We start from the raw sequence: 21,160 nt of genomic DNA, 5'->3' as shown, positions 1-21,160 counted from the left end.
GTTTGGGGGCGTCAGGCGAGGGCCGGCTCGGGCAGGAACCCGTCCACAACCACGCCCAGGCCTTCCTGCCGGGCCCGGGTCACGACCAGGTGAGCCAGGGCCAGGTCGAGCACCCCCAGACCGAACGGAGAGAAGATCACCGGACGTCTGCGGGCGGCGTGGGTGCGGAACGTCCCGTTCTCGCCCCGCATCAGGGATCCGATGGTCGCGGTCACGAAGTCCCGCTTCCCGGTCGCCTTTTCGGCCAGATGTAAGGATGTCTGTTCCCGGCACACGTGGTCGGTGTCGTCGACGATGTTGTCGGCTGCCAGCACCGTGGCCACGCTCAGGTCGCGCAGCGAGACGTGCAGCACCGTCGTGGCCGGATCGGCCTGCGACAGGTCCAGATGAGGAGTCGAGGCGTTGGTGGCCAGGCTGACCAACGCCTCCTCCTTCAGCGCCTTCTCGACGTTGTGGTGCGTTTGCACAGTCAGGTGCGGCATTTCGGTGATAGCACGGCCGGCGAACGCTTCCGCGCGGGCCGGGTCGGTGTCGTACAGCGTCACCTTTCTCAACGCGGGCAGGGCGGCGGCGGCGAACCGGAGAATCTCGAAATTGATCACACCGCAGCCGATCAGCACGATGCCACCGGTGTCGGCAGGAGCTAGTTCGCGGGCTGCGAGGGCGGCACTCGCGGCGGTGCGGCGGGCCGAGATGAGCGAGCCCTCAACCAGGGCCTCGGGGTGACCGGTGCTCATCGAGTTGAGAATGATCGCGGCGCTGGCTCTTTCGCGACCGGTGTCGATGTTGCCCGGGAACGAGGAGATCCACTTGATCCCGGCCCGGGGCGGCCCGTCCAGGTAGGCCGGGAGCCCGATGATCCGGTTGCGGGGCTCGTCCGGGAACCTCAGGAAGATCGAGTGCGGCAGCGAACTGCGGCCCCGGTCGTGCTCGGCGTAGGTCTGCCCGACCAGCTCGACGAGTTCCCGCTCGCGCCCGTCCAGCACTCTGCGCACGGTGGCGTGATCGACGATCAGCACGGCGCGACCTGCCTCTGCGCGGCGGTGCGCCACTGGTCGGAGACGTCGCCGAAGTGCTGCTGCACCCAGTCGTCGGAGTAGATCGTGTCCAGGTAGCGGTCGCCCCCGTCGGGGAAGATCATCACGCAGCGCGAACCGGCCGGGATCCGCTCGGCCAGCCGGTAGAGGGCGGCCACGGCGGCGCCGGACGAACCGCCGGCCAGGATCGCCTCCGAGCGGGCCAGACGCCGGCACCCGACCACACAGTCGAGGTCGGTGACCCGCACGACGTCGTCGGCCAGTGTCTGGTCCAGCAGCGCCGGCCGCACCGAGGCCCCGTGGCCGGGGATCAGCCGCCGGCCCTCGGCCCGGCCGAACAGCACACTGCCCACCGCGTCGACCGCCACCACCTTGGTGTCCAGGCCGTTCACCCGCACGTAGCGGGCACTTCCGACCAGGGTGCCGCAGCTGCCGGCCGGGAACAGGACGTAGTCGACGTGACCGTCCAGCGCCTGGGCGATCTCGTGCATGGTCTCGTGATGGGCGCGGGCGTTCAGCGGATTCGCGTACTGGTTGGGCCAGTAGGCGCCGGGCAGGGTGGCACTCAGCTCCCGCACCCGGCGCAGCCGGGCCGGCAGGTACTCCCCCGTCGCCGGGTCCGGCTCGGTGATCATCTCGACGGTGGCGCCGAGGGCGTGCAGCAGCCGCACGTTGGCCGCAGTGGTCTTGGCGTCGACCACACAGACGAAGTCCAGCCCGTGGTAGAGGCAGAACTGGGCCAGACCGACGGCGAGGTTGCCGGAGCTGGACTCGACCACGGTGGAGTAGCCGGGCACCAGGTCTCCGTCGCGCAGGGCGGCCCGCAGCATGCTCACCGCTGTGCGGTCCTTCACGCTGCCGCCCGGGTTGAACCGCTCGAGCTTGGCGTAGGCGTCGAGGCCGAGTTCGTGGGACACGCGGGTGAGGCGGACCAGCGGGGTGTCTCCCACTGCCCCCAGCACCCCGTCGACCGGTGGCCTCATCGCACACCGCCCAGAGCCAGCAGACGCATGCGCTCGTCGGCCTCGACCATCGGCACCCGGTCGGCCGGGCCGTCCGGCCGACGGGCGGCGTTGCCGGTCAGGGTCAGGTACTGCTCGAGCATCCGCTCGACGGTGGCCGGCTCGAACAGGTCGCTGTCGTAGCGGAAGGCCACGGTGAAGTCGTCCGCGCCCTCGGTGATCTCTGCGGACAGGTCGCACTGTCCTTCCAGGTGCGGCACCTCGAAGTAGGACAGCCGGCGCCCGGCCAGCTCGATCTCGTGGTCGTAGACCTGCTGCATCCGTCCGCCCAGGCGGTCGGCGGGCACCATCGTCATCGACACCCGGTAGGCACCGTGCTCGTAGGGGCAGGCCGCCCGGGCCATGCCGTTGCGCAACTGGTCGCCGGCACCGTCGATGATGTCGGCCACGGTGGTGTTCTCGTCGAACCGGACCCTCACGGTGATGGGATTGACGAAGTAGCCGACCACCTCGGCGCTGTTGCGGCGGCGGGTGGAGGCGGGGCACACCAGGGAGAAGTCGCGCTGGCCGGTGTAGCGGTGCAGCAGCATCTGGAAAGACCCCAGCATCAGGGCGAACGGCGAGACGCCCTGCCGGGCAGCAGATTCACGCACGGCACGGGCCGGCATGCGCCGGGCCACCGTCTGCCCACGGTAGGAAGGCGTGGCTGGACGGGGCCGGTCCAACGGCAGCTGCACCTGGGCCGCGCCGTCGGTGATGCCGCGCCAGTACTCGCGCATCCGGGCACCCCGAGGCGAGGCCATCAGGTCCTCTTCCCGGGCCACGTGGTCGTGATAGCCGGTGTGTGTGGGCATCCAAGCAGGGCCTCGGCCTCCGGCGTAGGCCTCGTACGCGTCCATCAGGTCGCGCCAGATCAGCCACTGCGAGGTGGCGTCGGAGGCGATGTGATGGGTGCCCAGCAGCAGCACCGCATCGTGCGGCCGATGGATCAGGACGGCCCGGAACGGCCCTTCCTTGCCCAGGTCGTACGGTTGCCGGGAGGCCGCGGTGACGGCCCGGCGCAGTTCGCCGTCGTCGGCGTCACCCAGGTTCTCCACGCGCAGCACCGACGTCTGAGTGAGCCCTCGGGGCACGACCCGCACGACCTGCCCGTCGCGTTCGACGAAGCGCGAGCGGAGCATGTCGTGCCGGCGTACGACGGCGGCGACCGCCTTGTGCAGCACCGGCAGGTCGGGGCCGGGGCGGAAGAGCCCCGCCCCGCCGGCGTTGTAGGCCGAGCTGTGCGGGGCCATCGAGTGCAGCAGCCACAGGGCCTGCTGCCCCACGGCCAAGCGGTGTTCGAGCTGTTCCACCTGAGGGCTCCGTCCGTCGGTCGTCTGATTCGGGCGAGTGGCTCAGGCCGCGGCCTGGCTGTACATCACGAAGTCCACGAGGTCCTGGACCCGCACCAGCGAGCCCACCTCCTCGTCGGGCACCTCGATGCCGAACGACATCTCGGCCGCCGAGAGCAGGTCCACCCGGGTCAGGGAGTCCATCCCGAGCTCCTCGAAGACGGTGTCCATCCGGACGGTCTCGTCCAGGCCGGGCATCAGGATGCGGATCTGGCGGGCGATCTCGTCGAGGATCTGGTCGTTGTTCATTGCGGTCTCCTTGATGGTTGCTGGTGCTTACGGCATGCGGACGACTTGGCCCGAGTAGGTGAGGCCGGCTCCGAACCCCAGCAGGAGCACCAGGTCTCCGGGGGTGGTGCGGCCGCTGTCGTACAGGCGGGACAGGGCCAGCGGCACCGAGGCCGCCGAGGTGTTGCCGGCGTCGACCACGTCGCGCACCACCTGCTCCTCGCGGAAACCGAGGCGGTGCGAGAGGGTGTCGATGATGCGGCAGTTGGCCTGGTGCGGCACGAACCACTGGATGTCGGCGAGGGTGACGCCGGCGGCGACGCAGGCGCGCTGCGCCGCTTCGGGCATCACCGAGGTCGACCACTTGTACACCAGCGGCCCGTTCATGCCGACGTACTCACGTCCGTCCTCGGCCTCCACCAACTCGAGGACGCCGTGTCGGTCACCATCGCTGCCCCAGATGGACGGCCCGACACCCCATTCCGATGAGCGCGACACGACGACGGCGCCGGCCCCGTCGCCGAAGATGACGAAAGTGTCGGGGTCGGCCGGGTTGATCCAGTCGCTGACCCGTTCCACCCCGATCACCAGGGCGTGGCCGGTCTCGCCGGAGCGGACGGCGTTGGAGCCCATCGCCACGGCGTAGGTGAAACCGGCGCAGACCGCGTTCAGATCGAAGGCGCCGGCCACCGGCAGCCCGATCCGGCTGGCGACCTGCGGGGCGATACCGGGCATGCGCTGGCGGCGGGTGGCCGTGGCCAGCACCACCAGGCCGATGTCGCCCGGATCGGCGGCGGACATGGCGATCGCCTTGCGGCCCGCCTCGACGGCCATGGTGACCAGGTCCTCCTCCGGGCCGGCGAGGCCGCGGGTCTGGATGCCGGTGCGCTCGACGATCCAGTTCGGCTCGACCGTGGTGCGGGCGGACACCTCCTCGTTGGTGACCAGCCGGGACGGCCGGTAGGCGGCGATACCGCTGATCCGGGACTCGTGACTCTGGGGCATGGCTCCTCCTTGCGGTGAAAAGGCTGGGTTCAGATCGCGATGCCACCGTCGACCTGGATCACCTGACCGGTGATGTACGAGGCCTGGTCCGAGGCCAGGAAGGAGACCGTGCCGGCCACCTCGGCGGCCTGACCGAAACGGCCCAGCGGGATCCGGCCGCGCAGGTCGTCGGAGGCCTGGGCGGGCATCCCGGCGATCATGTCGGTCTCGATCAGTCCCGGGGCGACCACGTTGGCGCGCACGCCGTAGCGGCCGACCTCCTTGGCCATCGCCCGGGTGAAACCGATGATCCCGGCCTTGGAGGCGGAATAGTTGGTCTGACCGGCGTTTCCGCTCACCCCGGAGACCGAGGAGACGGTGATGACGCTGCCCTGACGGCGCCGGATCAGCTTGCGGACCACGGCCCGGCAGACGTGGTAGGTGCCGTCCAGGTTGACGCGCAGGACGTCGTCCCAGCTCTCGTCGTCCATCAGGGCCAGCGGGCGGTCGCGGATGATGCCCGCGGAGGTGACCACCGTGCTGATCGGGCCGAGTTCGCGCTCGGTGAGGGCCACGAACTCCTGGGCCGCGGCCCCGTCGGAGACGTCGATCCGGCGTTCCAGCAGCCGGCCGCCGTGGGCCCGGGCCTTCTCGGCCACCAGGGCAGCGGCCTCGGAGCTGGAGGCGTAGCAGAACGCGACGTCGTGTCCGTCGTGGGCCAGCCGGGCCACGATCGCGGCCCCGATCCCCCGCGATCCTCCGGTGACCAAGGCGACCGGCCGCTGTCCTCGCTGTCCATCAGGCATGGTGAGAGCCTGGGGCGGGCGCCTATCCCGGTTCTATCGGGATCTATATCTTTCCTACGTGCCGCGCGGTCTCAGTGGCCGGAGGTGGTGACCTCACACAGGAAACACCCGTCGTCGGCCCGGCGCACGTGCACGAAGGCGACGGCCGGATCCGCGAAGAGGTGCTGAAGCGCCTTGCCCACCGCGGGGGCGCCGGTGGCGCACTCGATCCCGGTGACGGCGGCGGTGTCGTCCGGCTGGACCGGGAAACCCTGCAGCAGCACGCTGAGGTCGTCGGTGAAGACGGCCGGGTCGAGCCCGGCAGCTGCGTTCTCGTAGGCGCAGCAGCCGTCTTCGTGCACCTGCACCGGCCCGGGGGCGGGAACCGGGCCGCGGCCCCGGACCGGGTCGTAGACGAACCAGACGGCCCGGTCGACGCCGGAACGGAACGGGTTCAGGCAGACCCGGCAGGGGCCGTCGCCACTGGCCAGTTCGACGTAGGCGGGGTAGTCACACCCCGGCGAACGCAGAGTGGCCCGCACGTTCCAGGCGACGTCCTGGGTGATCGGCAGCACACGGAAGCTCGGCACCCTGAAACGGTAGGTTCAGAGACGCTTCCCGGCAATGGCACTTGCGCCCGCCGCGGGGTGTAGGTAGGTCCACCCCACCACGGCGGTCTCCTTCACCCTGGAACCCAGCTGCCCGTTCAGCATCTCCGCCTGACCGGCGTAGCCGCGGCTGGCTCCGTCGTCGCCCAGCACGGCCGACAACCGGGCCAGCCCCTGCAGGATCGCCGCCTGCCCGAGCACGTCGCCGCTGGCGTGGGCCACCGTCCAGGCGCGCTGGTGGGTCCGCCGCCAGTCGTCGTGGCGGTGGTGGTGGCCGAAGTAGCCGGACAGGCTCTGCGCGGTCTCCCACGCGTGCGCCGTGCGCCCGGTACGCACCGCCTGCTCGAGAACGGCGACCAGAGCGCCCTCTTCCTGCTCGAACCAGGTCAGCGGATCCTCGAGCAGCCGCCTCAGGTAGCCCGAACCCAGCCGCCAGCGGCTCGCTCCCCCGGCCGGGGCCTCACCGCCGAGGCGGCGGTCCGCCTCGGCCGCCACCGTCAGCCAGGCACCCATCGCCCGGTCGAGCGCGGCCTGCCGTTCACCCGCCGGTTCCTCGGCTGCCGCCCGCTCACGCGCCATCAGGCGCACCAGGTCGTGCACGCGGTACCGGACACCGCCCGTCGGCCGGCCCAGGACGCTGACCAGCCGGGCGCCGACCAGCACGTCCATCACGTCCTCGGCGTCCTCCTCGCCGACCTCCAGCACGGCCGCGGTGACCCAGCTGGCGAAGTCGGGCACCTCCAGCAGGGCCAGGCGGCGCAGGGCGGTGCGGGCCCGCGGGTCCAGGTCCCAGTAGGCGCCTTCCAGAATGGCCCGCACGTCCAGGCTGCCCAGCCGCAACTGGTCCAGACGCCCGGACTCGGCCCACAGCCGGTTGGCCAGCCGGCCCGGGGAATGGTGGCCGCCACTGACCAGCCGGGCTCCTGCCACCCGCAGTGCGAGCGGCAGGCCGCCGCAGGCCGCGGCCAGGCGGGCCACGGCCTTGTTCTCGGCCACCACGGGCTCCCGGCCGATGATCCCGGAGAGCATCGCCACCGACTCGGAGACGTCGAACGGCTCGAGGTCGACCAGTTGCGTACCCTCCAGCGTGGTCAGCGGCGAGCGGCTGGTGATCAGCACCCCGCACTCCGGACCAGAGGGCAGCAGGCAGCGCACCTGCCGGTCGCTGGCGGCGTTGTCGAGCACCACGAGCACGCGTCGGTCGGCCAGCAGGCTGCGGTAGCAGCGGATCCGCTGGGCCCGGTCCTGCGGCACGTCCGACTCGGGCATCCCCAGCGAGCGCAGGAACGAGCCGAGCACCAGGAAGCTGTCGGCCGGGGTGCCGTTGGCCTCGCGCAGGTCGGCGTAGAGCTGACCGTCGGGGAAGTCGTCGCGACAGCGGTGGGCGGCCTGCACAGCCAGGGCACTCTTACCCACCCCGGGCATGCCGGTGATCATCGCGATACCGGAGCGGCCGGATCCCGCGCCCGTGGTGAGCAGCTCGGCGATCTGCCGGACCTCACACTGACGGCCGGTGAAGTCGGGGACGTCGGAGGGCAGCGTGGAGGGGCGCTGCTCGCTCGCGGCCGGTTCCGGTGCGTCGGCCCGCAACGGTGTGCGCCCGGGCCCGACCTGTAGTTCGCCGTTGAGGATCTCCTGGTAGAGGCCGGTCAGCCCGGGCCCGGCGTCGACACCGAGTTCCTCGGCCAGCAGGGTGCGGCCCTCGTGGAACACGTTCAGCGCATCAGCCTGCCGGTCGGCCCGGTACAGGGCGATCATCAGCAGGGCGCGCAGCCGCTCGCGCAGCGGGTAGAGGGCCACCAGGCTGGTCAGCTCGGCCAGCAGCGGGCCGCTGCGGCCAAGGGCCAGGTCGGCCTCGATCCGGCTCTCCAGCGCCACCGTGCGGGCCTCCTCGAGGCCGGGCAGGCCCATCTCGGCCAGGTGCTCGGTGACGTTGGCCAGGGCCGGGCCGCGCCACAGCCGCAGCGCCCGGCCCAGGGTGGCCGAGGCGTCCTCGTAGGAGCCGGCCTCCAGGGCGGCCCGCCCGGCGGTGCTCAGCCGCTCGAACTCGACGTGGTCGATCTGGGCCGAGCCGATCTCGATCAGGTAGCCGGGCCGCTGCCGGCGGATCGCCGCCCGTTCGCCGAGCAGCTTACGAAGGCGGGAGACGTGGGTGTAGAGCTGCGCGGCCGCGGTGGCCGGCGGTTCCTCGCCCCAGAGCAGGGAGCTGAGCCGGTCGTCGGCCAGGATCCGGCCCTTGGCCAGCAGGAGGGCGGCCAGCACAGTTCGCTGTTTGGACCCGTCGAGCGAGTACTGCCGGCCGTCGAGCCAGACCTCGACCGGCCCCAGGATCCGGAACTCGACCCGGCCCTCCTCGGTGACCCCGACTGCTTCCCCCATGGTGCTCCCCTCCTTGCGCGAAGTGTTCCCAGTCGCCCTTCGCGCCACTTCGGCCTCCCGGTCCGGTGCGCCCCCGCACTCCGCCACTCCGGCACCGCCCCCGCCAGTTCGAGGACTTCTTCGACGGGTTCGGTACGGCCCCTGCCCCCACAGGTGTTCGAACAAGGGAGATGAAACCACGCCGCCTGATACACATCCGCACACCTGTCTTCGGCGAGTGCTGTAGATCCGTTCTCTGACAGGCCTTTTCAGTGCATGACGAAAACCCATGCACTACTGGACAACTGGCCAGTACTACTCACGGCGGCGGGGCCCTCTGGGGTGACGGATCAACATTGCCATCCACCCCCAAATCCACCACTGGTCGATACCTGTACCAAAACCACCACGTGGGGCTGCTTCCACTGCCATCCTCACTGCATGGTGACGTGCCCACGATGTGGTGGCAGCAAGGTCGAGCAGGTGGACGTCGGCCTGTGGAAATGCCACAACCGGTGGATCGAGGAGTTCCGCGGCCCCGGCATGGATCCCCGCGATCCGAGCCTTCCCCACATCGAGCACATCCCAGCCTCCTGCGGTCACACCTGGCACCAGCCGACTGCCCGCCCCACCGGGGATACCCCGCTGTGCCGGTGCGGCACGTTCGCGGTCGGGTACTGCGCCCGCTGCGGCAACGCCGTCTGCGTGCTGCACAGCGAGGTGAAGGGCGACAGCCGGCTCTGCACCTGGCTCAAGAACGACGACCTGCTGCGCCGGTCGGAGGTTCTCACCGAGCAGGACGCCCAGGAGCGGGAGTACCTCAGCCGCCGCGGCGATCCAGCCTTCATGGACAAGATCTACACCAACCTCCTGCGGGTGCTCCGGGAACGGGGGCGTGCCACCGACGCGGTGGTCGAGGTGGTCACGCTCGGCAAGGCCAAGAGAACCGTGTTCGGCAACCTCAAGCAGTACACGACCCGGACGGCCGTGGTGACCAGGGGCTGGCAGGTCTACCTCACCGACCCTCACGACTGGATCGAGGGCGACGGGTGGTCCGCCACCTCCTGGACCTCACGCAGCCAGCAGATCTTCGGTGAGGACGGAGGCTGGTGGGACGTGAGCGAGGGGGTTTCGTGGGATCACCTGGGCGGGGTGCTGCCGCAGGTCGAGATGCGCCCCCAGCGGGCGTGCTCGGACCGCATCAAGACCTGAGGCCGGCTAGGTGCCCCATCCCTGGGTCGGCGGCCGCACCGGGGCCCGGCGCGGGCCGGCGGCCACGCGGACGGCGATCCAGACCACCAGCATGATCCCGATGGCCTCGCCGTCCAGGGTGGCCATGGCCACCCAGAAGCCCCGGAAGTCGGTGGCCAGGAGGTGCATGATCAGGCCGATCGCGGTCAGGGCACCGAGGGTGGCAGCCGGCAGGACCATCCAGGAGCGGGCGCCCGAGCCGCGGGTGGAGCGGCGGATGACCACGATGCAGACCGCCACGACGACGGGGTAGGCGATGAGCGCCTTCCAGGCCGGGCCGGGGAAGACCCCGCGCAGGACCGGCGTCATCCAGTCCGGGATGCCCTGCGTGTACAGGTGGGTCTCGGCCATCACCTCCTCGGCCGCGGCCATGAAGGCCTGGTCGCGAGGCAGGGCGTTGCGCTTGGCCACCAGCAAATAGGCCGGTTCGTAGGTGCTGGCGAGCAGGGCGATCCACAGCAGGAACATCACCGGCCGGGGCGCGCTGAACACCCGGCCACCGGTGGGGGTGCCGGTGAACTGCGAGAGGGTCCAGCGGCCGGCCCGGGCCGCGTTCTGGCGGCGGCTCACCTGCCGGCGCTGGTCGTCGGCCAGGCGGTAGCGCCGGGCCAGGTCCATCAGGTGCTCGATGATCGCCACCGCGGCCGTGCGCTCGGCCCGGTTACCGCGCGGGTTCTTGGCGGTGCGCTCCAGTTCGGTCCACCAAGGTTGGCGCGGTAGCCGCGTGGACTGGGCGCGTTGCCGCAGCGCGGCAGTCGTGGCCGGGTCGATCAGCATCTCGGTGATGCGGGCGATGGCCGCCGACGCGTTGACCGTGGTGTCCACCCAGCCGCCGAACGCCGCGGCGACCAGCGGGTCCAGCCTCAGCGTGGTGGTCACCTCGTCCAGCCGGCGTTCGAAGAAGCGCACGGCCTGGGGGATGTCCTCGGCGAGCTGGTCGAGCCGCCGGCAACGGCCGGTGCAGCCGGGATGTTCGCAGTTGTGCCGGGCGGCGATGCCCAGGACCCCGCTGTCGACGATCTCGTGCAGCAGGGCGTGCCGGGACGGGTCACGGGCGAGCCTGAGCAGACCTGCGGTGTCGATCGCCTGCCCCCGGTACAGCGGCTGCACGTCGCGCAGGAAGGCGGCGCCGAGGTGGGCCAGCACCAGGTGCGCGGAGACCTCGTCGCGCCCCAGGCCGGCCAGCCGCGCGGTGTCGAACGGCTGGTCGGGGAAGGTGCGGCGCAGCCAGCCGTCGAGCCGGCCCGACCCGCCGCGGCGCAGCCAGCTGATGGCCTGGTCGGGGTGGGTGACGAGCTCGGCGACCAGCAGCCGCGGGTCGTCGAACGAGTTCCCGTTGAAGCTGAGCTGTTCCATCCGGGAGCGGTCGCGGGTGGAACGCCGCACCGGGACCTGCTCGCGCGCCAGCCATTTCCGCACCTCGACCGCCCCCCAGCGGTCGCTCAGGCCGCGGGTGAGCAGACCTTCGACGAGGGTGCGCCAGCGCTGGTCGGTGATGCCGGAGACGTCGATGTCGTCGGTGGCCAGCAGCAGCCGGTGCACGTTCTCGTCCTGCCCGGCCAGCACCGTGGCCCCGGTGACCATCTCGTGGACGATCATGCCCAGGCTCCAGAACGGGCTCTTGGCGTGGCTGGCGCTGCTGAGCGCCTCGGGCGCCATGTAGGCCAGCTTCACCTGCAGGATCCCGAAGGCCTGGCTGAGCCCGGTGCCCTTCACCCCGCCGAAGTCGCCCAGCACCAGTTCGACCTGCTCACCGCGCCGGAGCAGGACGTTGCCGGGCGAGAGGTCGATCTGACGGCCGAGTTTCTCCCGCTCCCAGAAGTCCAGGGTCTCGACCAGAGCGGCGACGACCTGCTCGGCCTGGCCGGCGGGCAGGACTCCCGGCCGGGCCGAGCGGATCAGATCGGCCAGAGAGCCGTCGGGCAGGTACTCCATCGCTTCCCAGGCGACGTCGCGGCCGCCGTGAGGCACCGTACCCCAGCCGTACAGGCGGGGTACGTGGCGCCGGAACACCTCGTCACCCAACTCGTTCCGCCGAGCTTCCAGATCACGACGCACCCGCTCGTCGAAGTCCTCGGCCTGACCCCGGTAGACCTTCAGGGCCACCAGGCAGTCGTTCTCGCTGTCCTGAGCCAGCCAGACGTCGGCTTCTCCCCCCGCACCGAGGGCGGGCGAACCGTTCGGGCCCGGCCGCAGTTCGAACCGCACCGCCAGGGCCGCCGGAAGCCCGGAACTCCCGGCACCGGACCGGGCAGCACCCGGAACCGGCTGAACCAGGGTCGGGGCCTCGTGCGCACGCAGGTCGATGACGGGAGTCTGATCGGCCGGAAGCTGTATCACCGTGGGGTCTTCGTGATCCGCGGGACCGCCGGCCGGCGTCTGGACGACGGTGGGTTCCTCACCACCGTGGCGCACCTGCGGGAGGTCCTCCGGCCTCTGACGAACGGTTTTCGGCTCTTCGTCGCTGGTGCTCACTCAGTCGTCCTCTGGTTCGCCGAACTCGTTGATCCGGACCACCGGGCACTCGACGTCGAGCCCGAACCGCAGGATCTGCCCGGCCCGCAACGGAACCGGCTGTTCCCGCACCGCGACACCGTCGACGAAGGTGCCGTTGGTCGACTTGAAGTCCTCCACCATGAGCACCCCGCTGCGATCGCGGAAGAGCCTCAGGTGCCGCCGCGAGATCTGGTGGCTCGCCAGAGCCTCGGGAATCTCCTTCAGCGGTGGGTGCGAGCGGCCCATCAGCAGATCCCCCTCGTCGGGCAGGTTGACCACCCGGCGCCAGGGGGTGCGCAGAGCCAACCGCTCCGGTGACGGGCGGACGTCTTCGATCTCGTTGCCGGCCGCGAGTTGTGGATCAGAAACAGTGGACGTCGGTTGCGCCACGGTGGGCGTGGACAGTACCGCTTCGGGCTCGGGTGGTCGCACCGGGACGTACTGCACGAAATCGATCATGCAGGTGGTCTCGTAGGAAGAGGTTGCCCCGCAGGCCGGGCAGTGCCAGGTCACGGCCTCCACGACACTCCTGCCACCTCGATACCCCGCTGGCGCAACTGCTTCTCCACAGCGGTCAGCTGCCCGGCCCGGGGCACCCCGATCGTCCAGATCCGGTCGTCCTCCACCGCGAACTGCACGGGCGGCTCGGCGGTTCTGGCCTCGACGAACCGGCCGTAGCGCTGGTTCCCCAGCGCCGTCATGGGTTTGAGCACCTGCCCCGCCGAGCCGCGCCAGAGAAGGTCGGTGGGACGGGCGATCTCGAACCGGCCGAACACCACGGCATCGGCGGCCTCGGCCAGTCCGGGTGCCAGCTCGGCCAACTCGGGCTCGGTGTATCCGGTGTAGAGCAGCACGTCGGGCTCGGCGCCGCCGAAAGGCACCGCCCGCACACCCTCAATGAGTTCCCGCACCGCCGCGGCCTGCTGACCGGGTTCCCCGCCGCTGATCGTCAGGCCTTCGGCGCCGACCTGCTGCCACAACTGCACAACCTGGGCCACCGGCACCTCCTGACCGCCGTCGGCGGGCCAGGTGTCGCGGGACATGCAGCCCGGGCAGGCCAGGTCGCAGCCCTGCACCCAGACCGCCAGGCGCCGGCCGGGGCCCAGAGCGGTCACCGGGAAGTGCGCCCGGCTGACCCGTAACGACGTCATCGGACCGTCAGCACCCAGCCCTTCTCGTCGTCGAAGAGCAGGTCGGCCAGCTCCAGCTGCTGCCCCTCGACCGGGGACCTCGCGAACAGGTGCCGGGCCAGCGGGTTCACCAGCGCGGCCTCGAGCACGTTGTTCACCCCGCGGCCGCCGTCGTCCTTCTTGGACAGGGAGGCCTCGATCAGGCTCTCGCGCACGTCCGGCCCGACCACGAGCGTGGTGCCGTGCACGGCCTTCAGCCTCGCCGTCACCGCGGCCAGCCCCTTGTCGACAATCTTGCGGACGGTTGCCTCGTCGATGTAGCTCAGGGCCACGTAGTTCTCGCCGAGCCGGTTGCGCAGCTCCGGGCGGCCGATGTCCTCGTTGAAGAACTTCTCGTAGGCGCCGCGCAGCAGTTCCTCGACCTGGCGCGGGTCCATCCCCGAGTGCACCAGGTCACGCACGGTCTTCGGCGGGCCGGCCGGGCCCGGTTCGGTCTCGGCGCCGCCGGGCCGGACACCGAGGTTGGAGGTGAAGATCAGGAAGCACTCGGTGAAGTACACCGTGGCGCCGCGGCTGTCGGTGAGGCGGCCGTCCTCCAGGATCTGCAGGAAGAGGTCGAAGATGCGCGGGTGGGCCTTCTCGACCTCGTCGAACAGGAGCACGCAGACGGGGTTGGAGCGCACAGCGTTGGTCAGTTCGCCGCCCGCGTCGTAGCCGACGTAGCCGGGCGGGGCACCGATCAGCCGCTGGTGGGCCTCGTCGGCCCGGAACTCGCTCATGTCGAACCGCAACGGCTCGGCGCTGCTGCCGAGCACGAGATTGGCTATGCCCTTGGCCAGTTCGGTCTTGCCCACGCCGGTGGGCCCGGACAGGAACAGCACCCCGCGCGGCCGGTTGGGCGAGCTGGACACGTGCGCCCCGTTCAGGCCCACGGCCGAGCGGTAGAGCACGTCGAGGGTCTTGGCGACCGCCCGCTCCTGCCCCAGGACCCGGGCGTTCAGGTACTCCTCGGCCTCTTCCAGCTTCTTGCGCAGCGACTGCGCCGACCACGGGTCCTCGGTGATCCCGACCCGCATCAGGCGGGCCGCCTCGGCGAAGCGCTCGGGCGGGAGCTGCCGGTCGCGGGCCACCCGGCCGCAGGCCAGGACCTCACCGATGTTCATCCCGTGGGTGACCTCGGCCAGTTCACCGGCCGCCCGGGCGGCCTTCCCCGGCTCCGGATCCCCGGGAGTGAGCATCGCCAGCGCCGCTGCGTAACGGTTTTCGTAGGTGGGGGTAGGGACCCGGATCTGCCGCACCGCCCGATTGCTCAGGGGAAAAGCCTGGTGCAGGTCTTCCTGGCGGTCGCACAGCCAGAACACCACGTTGTAGGGCGTGATCCGGGGCTGCCCGGCCCCCGGGACGGTCTGCGGCGCCGTCGGTTTCGCCTGATGGGCCAGCGCGTCGATCTGCCCGAGCATCTCGAGCATGCCCGCATCGGCGAGCCCGGCGGCGGGAAACATCCGGGCCGCGTACGGGATCAGCAGGGCGATGGCCGGCCCGCGGTGCTCGGTGAGGGAGCGCAGCAGGGCGCCGAACTTGCGCACGTCGAGGCGAGGGACGCCGTTCACGTCCTCGATCGAGAAGCACTCCTTGGCGTGGGACGTGAGCACGTCGGGCACGGCGCCCTCGTTCCGCAGGTCCAGCCGGTAGGTGACCGGGTCGAGCACCGCGAGCGCGGCGAAACCCCGGGCCTGGCAGACCTGCCAGAGGGCGCTGCCAATCACCACGTACCGGGTGCCGCTGCCCTCGGGCACCAGCCCTGGCACCGGCACCGGGTACTGGTCGCGCACGTTGCCGGTCAGCACCATGTGCGGGTGCAGCGACAGGGCGAAGTCGACCTCGCGCAGCCAGGCCGGGGACTCGGTGGTCACGCTCATCCGTTCTGGCGCCGGCTCTGGGCGGCCCGGTTCGCCTGGGCCGCCCGGGCGGCGTTCTGCTGCGCCGCGGCGGCCGCTCGGCGGCGGCGAGCGTCCTGGTCGGAGGACGGCCAGGCGTTGGCCTGCATGACCGGGGCCCGCTCACCCGGGGCGCGCAGGGCCGCGACGCTCAGGTCCGCACCGTGTTCGGCGGCCCGTTCGATGGCGTTGTCCAGGTCCCGGCAGGTTGCCTCCTGCACGGCCTGGTCGTCCTCGTGCGAGCCGGTCCGGGCCGTGCCGGCCCTGCGCACCACCGAGACGTAGAGGTGTTCCTCGGTGACCTTGACCCGCACCCCGTGCTCGGCCGAGTGGATGGACGGCAGGACCACCGGAGCGGCCTTGTCCAGGTAGGTCTCGAACCCTTCTCCGACGTCGTACCCGAGCTCCGACAGCGACGCGGCGAGCGCACCGACGGCCGCGTCGCGTGAACGTTCCCGGGTGGCCTGCTCGTTGGCGGCCACGATCTCGGCCCTGACGCCGGGCAGGTCGGGCCCCGGGGCGGTGGTGATGCGCTCCCGCAGCCGGGGCGTCTCGGTGTCGGGCACCCCGCCGAGAAGCATCATCAGTTCTTCGCGTTCCACGGCCTGCGCCTCGGCCGCGGCGGTGCGGCGGGCCAGTTCACCGGCGGTGGCCCAGATGCGGTCGACCCCGGCGGCCGCCCGGCCCGGGTCGGCGCTCAGACCCTCCCGCAGGCGGTGCAGCTCACTCAGGTCGCCCTCGGGGCACCGGACCGCGCACTCGCTGATGATGCGGTCGGCCTCCGCGCCGAGATCGGCAACGGTGGGCTGGTTCGAGGGGCCGCGGTACCGGCCGATCGCCTCCGGATCGAGGGTGACCGTGCTGTCGGGAGTCCGGACCGGAGCCCCGGCGCCCGCGACCCGGGTGGCCGGGCCGGCCGACCGGGCGGCGGTGGACAACTGGGTGATCCGGGCCCGTAGCGCCTCTTCGGTCTGGTCGAGTTCCCGGGCGGCGGTGGCGACGGCGATCTGCAACTGCTCGACGGAGGCGCTGTCACTGAGCACGTGCACGGCGGGCACCTTCAGGCCCAGGCCGCTCCAGGCCGCGTCGGCGGCGGCGCGACGGGCCTCGATCTGGTCGCGCCGGCGGGCGAGCCCGGCCAGACGTGAACGCAGCTGCAGGACCTCGCGACGCTGCTGCTCACGGACGGCGGCCCAGTCGATGGTCACGGATGAGCTCATGGCCGGAAGCGACTCCCCTCCTGGATCTCACAACCCAGTCGTTTCAGGTCGGCTTCACCCTATACTCCGATCGGGGCATTCTCTTGACTTTTCGGAATCGTGATATCACACCAGGTCACGCCAGGTCGGGCGGGAAACGGACAGATGAGCGACGAACGCGGCATCCCTCCCCGGCCGTTGTCGGGCCGGGGGCTCACCTCGTGGGCCTGCACCGAGTGCGGGCACCGGGTGCCCGGCACCGCCGACGCCCCGTTCGAGGGCGACGGCACCTGCCCCCGGCATCCGGACGTCGTCCTGGAACCCGAAGCGCCCTGACATGGATGCGCTTGTCGGAAGCATCCTTTCCTCGCGAGGCAGGCCCTGGGCCGCCGGGGCCGTCGCCGGGGCCCTGGCCTTCTGGTGCCTGGGGGTGCTCGCCCTGGCCGGCCAGATCCCGGCCCCCACCGCGCCGGGCGCCTGTCCCGAGGGCAGTTCGCAACTGTGGTGCGCCGTGGGTGACACCGCCGGTCTGCGGCTCACAGCCGTGCTCGTGCTGGGTCTGCTGGTCGTGCTCGCCTCCGGTTCGCTGGTCTCGGCCCTGACCCCCAGCGTCCTTTATCTGATCGTCGGCCCCGGGCCCGGGCGGCGGCTGTCCTCCCTGCTCACGAAACGGCAGTTCGAGCGGCGGAAAGCGCTGGCCACGGCGGCGGCGGCCGGTGACGGGCCGGCCACCGCGCAGCTCCTGTGGTTCCCCACCGGCGACGACCTGCTGCCCACCCGGGCCGGCAACACCTTCGCGGCCCTGGGCCAGCGCATCCGGCGGCGTCACGGGTTCGACGTCGCCACCTGCTGGACGCTGCTGGAAAGTGTCATGCCGGCCGAGCGCCTGACCCGACTGGACCGCAGTTCCGACATCGTCACCGCCCGCGTGCAGAACCTGCTCTGGGTGCTGCTGAGCCTGCTCTGGACCCCGCTGCTGGGCCCGGTCGCCGTCCTGGCCGGCCTCGTGGTCGGTGCCGTGCTGGTCGTGGCGTTGTGGACGGGGATCCGCTGGGCGCTGGTCGAGTACTGCACGGTCATCGAGGCCACCGTCCTGACCTGCCGCTCGAAGCTCTACCTGGCGATCGGCTGGGTGCCCCCGGCCTCCAGCGCCGACGAGGTCGCCCTCGGCGCGGAACTGGACTTCTACCTCACCCGGCTCGGGCCGGTGGCCGAGCGTGAACTGCAGTGGCCCACGGATGGATGAGCCGCACACCCTCCTGGACCGACTGCGCTCCGTGCTCGACGACCCTTCGGCCGACGCCCTGGACCGCCTGGACGCCGGCCGGCAGATCGGTCTCCTGCTGGCCGAACTGCCACTGGCCCGCCAGGAGGCCGTCGACGCTCTGGAGACGGTGCTGCTGCACGGGATCGACGGTCTCCACCTGGACGACCCCGAATCCTGGCTCCTCCTGGCCGCTTTCCGGCTCGACTCTCCCGAGACAGACCTGGAGCGGGCCGCCCATGCCCTTCACCAGGTGCTGCGCATCGAGCCGGAAGGGTCCGAGCTGCGGGATCAGGCCCTGTTCCTCTTGGCCGAACTGAGCGCCGAGAACACCCGAGAGGCCCGCGCCGCCGGAGGAGACCTGCCCGGAGCTCTGGCCGCTGCCGCCCACGCCTGGTCCCGGGTCGAAGAGACCGCACCAACCGCCGAACTGCAGGAGTACGCGGCCCTTCGGGCGGCCACCAACCTGGCTGAGCGCCTCCTGCTCGTCGGCCACAATCCGGACGACCTAGCCGCCCTCGCCCACCATCTGCAACGACGCCCGCGCCCGCACGCCCTGATCGCGGGCGACGACGACCCGGCCCAGCTCGCGGCCACCGGGCTCCTGCTCATGCAGAGTTACGGGTTCCTCTACGAACAGCAGGGGCGCCCGGCCTGGCTCGAGGCCCTGGCCGAAGTGGCCGACTCACTGCTGGCCTCCGGAGTGCCCGACCCCCGCTGGGCCGCCCTGACCAGCGCAGCCCTCGCCGGGGCGATCCTGACCTCCCCCGACGGCTCCGCCCTGGTGCGGCGGCTGCCCGAGGTACCGGCCCTGCTGCAGGTGGCCTCGGCCGGGCTCCCGCCGGGCGACGAGCACCGCCCGCAGGTCGAGGCCCTCCGGCTCACCTACGACCAGCGCCGTACTGCCCCCGGCACTCCCGTCGAGGCCCTCGAGAACCGCGATTCGCTGGTCGAGCTCCAGAAACTGCACGCCGAGGCCCGATTCGAGGGGGACACCGGCACCGCCCTCACCGGGGCGCTGACCATGGCCCTGGACACCCGCTTCCGGCACCACCGGGACCTGCGCGACGTGCGGGCCGCCCGCGCGCACACCCTCGCCGCCCTGGACCAGCAGGGGCACGGCGACTTCGCCCGCACGATCATGCAGGCCAACCTGGCCCTGTCCGATCTGCAGATGAGCACCCTCGACCCGCAGAACCACCCGGCCTCCACGGCCGTCCGCAACCTGCGCAAGGTCCTCGAGCGCGTTCCCACCGACGCACCCCAGCACCGCGAACTGCTCGCCCTGATCGCGATCGGGCTGCTGCTGCAGGCCGGCCAGACCCGCGACCGGCCCACCTCCGACCGGCTGGTCGCCGAGTCCCGGCAGATCGTGGGGCAACTGGACGGGACCGAACTGGCCGACCGGGGCGGGCTGCTGGGTGCCCTGGCCGGCACCTTCCACCTGCTGCTCGAGAACGAGGACGCTCCGGGCGAACGGCTCAGCCGGTTCCAGCAGCAGCTCGCGCCCTACGCCGACGTCATGCCGCCGGAACTGGTCACCGCGCTTCGCGGCGCGACGGTCCGCACCCTCGACTGGGACGTCAACTCCACCGCCCCGAAAGACATCGACCAGGCCCAGACCGACGCCCTCGACGAGACGCTCGCCGAGATGGAGCGCTCGGCGCAGGATTCCGGCCGCGCCCCGGACAACGCGTTCGACGCGTTCCTGGCCATGGAGAGAGCCCGGCTGCTACGGGTACGCGATGCCGTGCGCTGGCGGCAGATGAGCGATGCCCTGCTGGACGCGCCGGTCGTCAGCGAGTCCGAGCTGGCCATGATGCGCGACTGGGCCCGGGGCGGCGTCGGCAGTCCGGGGGCGCTGCTGCGGAAGATGACGCAACACTCGGCCGATCACGTTCGAGACAGCGACGACCGCCGCGTGGCGCGCACTCTGGGCCTGGAGGCGCTGAACCGGCATGCGCTGCGGGTCTTACGTCAGAGCGGCACCCGTGATGCGATCACCACCGCCCGCGCGGGGGCCGGCGACGCCCACGAGGTGGCCGCCTGGTGTCTGCGCGACGGAGCCACCGACACCGCCGTGCGGGCCCTGGAATCGGGTCGCGGACTCACCCTGCTGGCCGTGCAGGCCGGACCCGCCATCGACGAACGCCTGCGGGCGCTGGGTTTTCAAGAGCTCGCAGAACAATGGACGATTGGTCCCGCCGACGGCGGTGCGGTTCCGGACGATGTTCGTCACCGGGTGATCGACGCCCTGGCCGCCAACGGGATCACCGACGTCCTGCCGGTGCCTACCCCCGACGAGATCGCCCGCGCCCTGCGGACACTGAACCAGGACCTGCTCATCTACCTGGTCCCCCGCGACCGGGACGCCGGCCAGCAGCAGGACGTCCCACCCGGCGCTCTCGTCGTGAGCGCCGGCGGTACCACCGACTGGGTTCCGCTGCCCGGCCTCGAGGTGGGCAGCGGCAGCATCGTCGAACGCTACCTCCAGACCCACCATCAGGCCCTCGACAGCCTCGACCCGCACGACCGCAGCGCCTGGCGCGAAGCCCTCAACGACGTCTGCCGTTCGGCCTGGGACACCACGATCGCGCCGCTGTCGGCCCGTCTGCAGGGGGTTCACCCCAGCCGGCCCGCCCGCGTCGTCCTCGTTCCCGCCGACGCCCTGTGCGTCGTCCCCTGGCACGCGGCCTCCCCCCACCCGGCCGACCCGGGTGGCCGGCGCGCGCTCCGGCTGGCCTCGTTCTCGCAGATCGCCTCGGCCGCACTGCTTGTCACCGCCGCCACCCGCCCCCGCCCTCAGACCGGCGGAAGCGTTGTGCTGGTGGGCGATCCGGGCGGAGACCTGCCCTACGCCCAGCTGGAGACCCGGGCGATCCGCTCGGCGTTCTACCCCGATGCCCAGATCTGGGGCAAGCCGCCTCATCTCACCGACGGAGCCGCCACCCAGCCCCGGCTGCGAGGGCTGCTGGCCAGTGGGAGCTGCGACGTGTTGCACTACGCCGGGCACGCCACCGTCGATCCCGAACACCCCGGAGCCTCGTGCCTCGACCTCGGCCCGCAGCGACTGCGCGCCGAGGTCATCATGCAGGCCGCCGCCGGCGCCCCGGCTCGCGAACGGGGCCTGTGCGTCTGCCTGGCCGGCTGCACCACCCACCTGACCCGGTCCGCGTTCGACGAGGCCCTCACCCTTTCCAGCGCCTTCATGGTCGGCGGGGCGTCCTCGGTGATCGGCTCCCTGTGGCGACTGCGCGACGCCAGCGCCGCCGTCATGATGTTCATGCTGCATCGGGGCCTGCACCGAGGACTGACCCCGGTGCAGGCGCTGCACCGGGCGCAGAGCTGGATGCTCAACCCGGACCGGAGCGTCCCGCCCGAGATGCCGGCCGATCTGCGGGAGGTGCTGGCCGGGATCGACCCGGCCGACCCGGTGCACTGGGCAGGGCTGGTCCACCAGGGAGCCTAGGCCTTGGAACCTCCTCGGCCCGCGCTGCGTCCAACTCCCCGACCACCGTTCAGGAGGAGGC

The 21,160-nt window shown here is 71.5% G+C and carries 17 protein-coding genes; 4 read left to right on the top strand and 13 right to left on the bottom strand.

Translation table 11 applies throughout. The features are described from left to right. Positions 1 to 11 precede the first annotated feature (11 nt). From sbnB to QSK18_RS28750, 8 genes are all read right to left on the bottom strand, one after another. Positions 12 to 1,019: a 2,3-diaminopropionate biosynthesis protein SbnB gene (gene sbnB / locus QSK18_RS28785; protein ID WP_285625538.1), complete on the bottom strand. Its 1,008-nt coding sequence runs from the start codon at positions 1,017 to 1,019 to the stop codon at positions 12 to 14. Further along, on the bottom strand, positions 1,013 to 2,020 hold the full coding sequence (sbnA, locus tag QSK18_RS28780; RefSeq protein ID WP_232812265.1) for a 2,3-diaminopropionate biosynthesis protein SbnA: 1,008 nt from the start codon (positions 2,018 to 2,020) through the stop codon (positions 1,013 to 1,015). The genes sbnB and sbnA overlap by 7 nt, the downstream gene beginning before the upstream one ends. Continuing rightward, positions 2,017 to 3,351 carry a condensation domain-containing protein gene (locus tag QSK18_RS28775; protein ID WP_232812266.1) on the bottom strand — a complete coding sequence of 445 codons (1,335 nt, stop codon included), beginning with the start codon at positions 3,349 to 3,351 and terminating at the stop codon, positions 2,017 to 2,019. Before QSK18_RS28775 ends, sbnA begins: the two co-directional genes overlap by 4 nt. Positions 3,352 to 3,393: 42 nt before the next feature. Next, positions 3,394 to 3,639: an acyl carrier protein gene (locus QSK18_RS28770; RefSeq protein ID WP_232812267.1), complete on the bottom strand. Its 246-nt coding sequence runs from the start codon at positions 3,637 to 3,639 to the stop codon at positions 3,394 to 3,396. Positions 3,640 to 3,666: 27 nt separating this feature from the next. After that, complete coding sequence (locus QSK18_RS28765; protein WP_232812268.1) at positions 3,667 to 4,623, bottom strand: beta-ketoacyl-ACP synthase III; 957 nt, start codon at positions 4,621 to 4,623, stop codon at positions 3,667 to 3,669. A gap of 29 nt (positions 4,624 to 4,652) precedes the next feature. Continuing rightward, on the bottom strand, positions 4,653 to 5,408 hold the full coding sequence (gene fabG, locus QSK18_RS28760; RefSeq protein ID WP_232812269.1) for a 3-oxoacyl-ACP reductase FabG: 756 nt from the start codon (positions 5,406 to 5,408) through the stop codon (positions 4,653 to 4,655). A gap of 71 nt (positions 5,409 to 5,479) precedes the next feature. Next, positions 5,480 to 5,977, bottom strand: a complete 498-nt coding sequence (locus tag QSK18_RS28755) for a DUF1203 domain-containing protein (RefSeq protein WP_232812270.1) — start codon at positions 5,975 to 5,977, stop codon at positions 5,480 to 5,482. 15 nt (positions 5,978 to 5,992) lie between these two features. After that, the gene (locus QSK18_RS28750) at positions 5,993 to 8,374 is read right to left on the bottom strand and encodes an AfsR/SARP family transcriptional regulator (RefSeq protein ID WP_285625531.1); all 2,382 of its coding nucleotides are present in this window, start codon (positions 8,372 to 8,374) and stop codon (positions 5,993 to 5,995) included. Between the two features lie 420 nt (positions 8,375 to 8,794). On the opposite strand from QSK18_RS28750, the gene QSK18_RS28745 reads away from it, so the two are divergent. After that, positions 8,795 to 9,565 (top strand): hypothetical protein, encoded by a 771-nt coding sequence (locus QSK18_RS28745; protein WP_285625528.1) that lies wholly within the window; start codon positions 8,795 to 8,797, stop codon positions 9,563 to 9,565. 6 nt (positions 9,566 to 9,571) lie between these two features. Here the strand turns inward: QSK18_RS28745 and QSK18_RS28740 are convergent, their stop codons facing one another. Genes QSK18_RS28740 through QSK18_RS28720 form a run of 5 tightly spaced genes read right to left on the bottom strand, consistent with a single transcriptional unit; the run spans position 9,572 to position 16,387 of the window. Continuing rightward, positions 9,572 to 12,079: a protein kinase domain-containing protein gene (locus QSK18_RS28740; protein ID WP_285625525.1), complete on the bottom strand. Its 2,508-nt coding sequence runs from the start codon at positions 12,077 to 12,079 to the stop codon at positions 9,572 to 9,574. Then, positions 12,080 to 12,622: an FHA domain-containing protein gene (locus tag QSK18_RS28735; RefSeq protein ID WP_285625522.1), complete on the bottom strand. Its 543-nt coding sequence runs from the start codon at positions 12,620 to 12,622 to the stop codon at positions 12,080 to 12,082. Then, the gene (locus QSK18_RS28730; protein ID WP_232812275.1) at positions 12,610 to 13,251 is read right to left on the bottom strand and encodes a 4Fe-4S single cluster domain-containing protein; all 642 of its coding nucleotides are present in this window, start codon (positions 13,249 to 13,251) and stop codon (positions 12,610 to 12,612) included. Before QSK18_RS28730 ends, QSK18_RS28735 begins: the two co-directional genes overlap by 13 nt. Further along, entirely contained in the window at positions 13,248 to 15,143 is a 1,896-nt protein-coding gene (locus QSK18_RS28725) for an AAA family ATPase (RefSeq protein ID WP_232812276.1), read from the bottom strand. The genes QSK18_RS28730 and QSK18_RS28725 overlap by 4 nt, the downstream gene beginning before the upstream one ends. 2 nt (positions 15,144 to 15,145) lie before the next feature. Next, positions 15,146 to 16,387 carry a hypothetical protein gene (locus tag QSK18_RS28720; RefSeq protein WP_285625517.1) on the bottom strand — a complete coding sequence of 414 codons (1,242 nt, stop codon included), beginning with the start codon at positions 16,385 to 16,387 and terminating at the stop codon, positions 15,146 to 15,148. A 144-nt stretch (positions 16,388 to 16,531) separates the two neighbouring features. Between QSK18_RS28720 and QSK18_RS28715 the strand changes: the two genes are divergently transcribed. From QSK18_RS28715 to QSK18_RS28705, 3 genes are read left to right on the top strand one after another with little or no spacing between them, the layout of a single operon-like run. After that, on the top strand, positions 16,532 to 16,702 hold the full coding sequence (locus tag QSK18_RS28715; RefSeq protein ID WP_232812278.1) for a hypothetical protein: 171 nt from the start codon (positions 16,532 to 16,534) through the stop codon (positions 16,700 to 16,702). Position 16,703: 1 nt separating this feature from the next. Beyond that, complete coding sequence (locus QSK18_RS28710) at positions 16,704 to 17,612, top strand: hypothetical protein (protein ID WP_232812279.1); 909 nt, start codon at positions 16,704 to 16,706, stop codon at positions 17,610 to 17,612. Next, entirely contained in the window at positions 17,605 to 21,099 is a 3,495-nt protein-coding gene (locus QSK18_RS28705; protein WP_285625513.1) for a CHAT domain-containing protein, read from the top strand. The genes QSK18_RS28710 and QSK18_RS28705 overlap by 8 nt, the downstream gene beginning before the upstream one ends. Positions 21,100 to 21,160 lie beyond the last annotated feature (61 nt).

It is taken from the genome of Kineosporia sp. NBRC 101677, assembly GCF_030269265.1.
Lineage (GTDB): Bacteria > Actinomycetota > Actinomycetes > Actinomycetales > Kineosporiaceae > Kineosporia > Kineosporia rhizophila.
The sequence above is the reverse complement of the archived record's forward strand: the minus strand, read 5'-3'. Positions and strand labels throughout refer to the sequence as shown.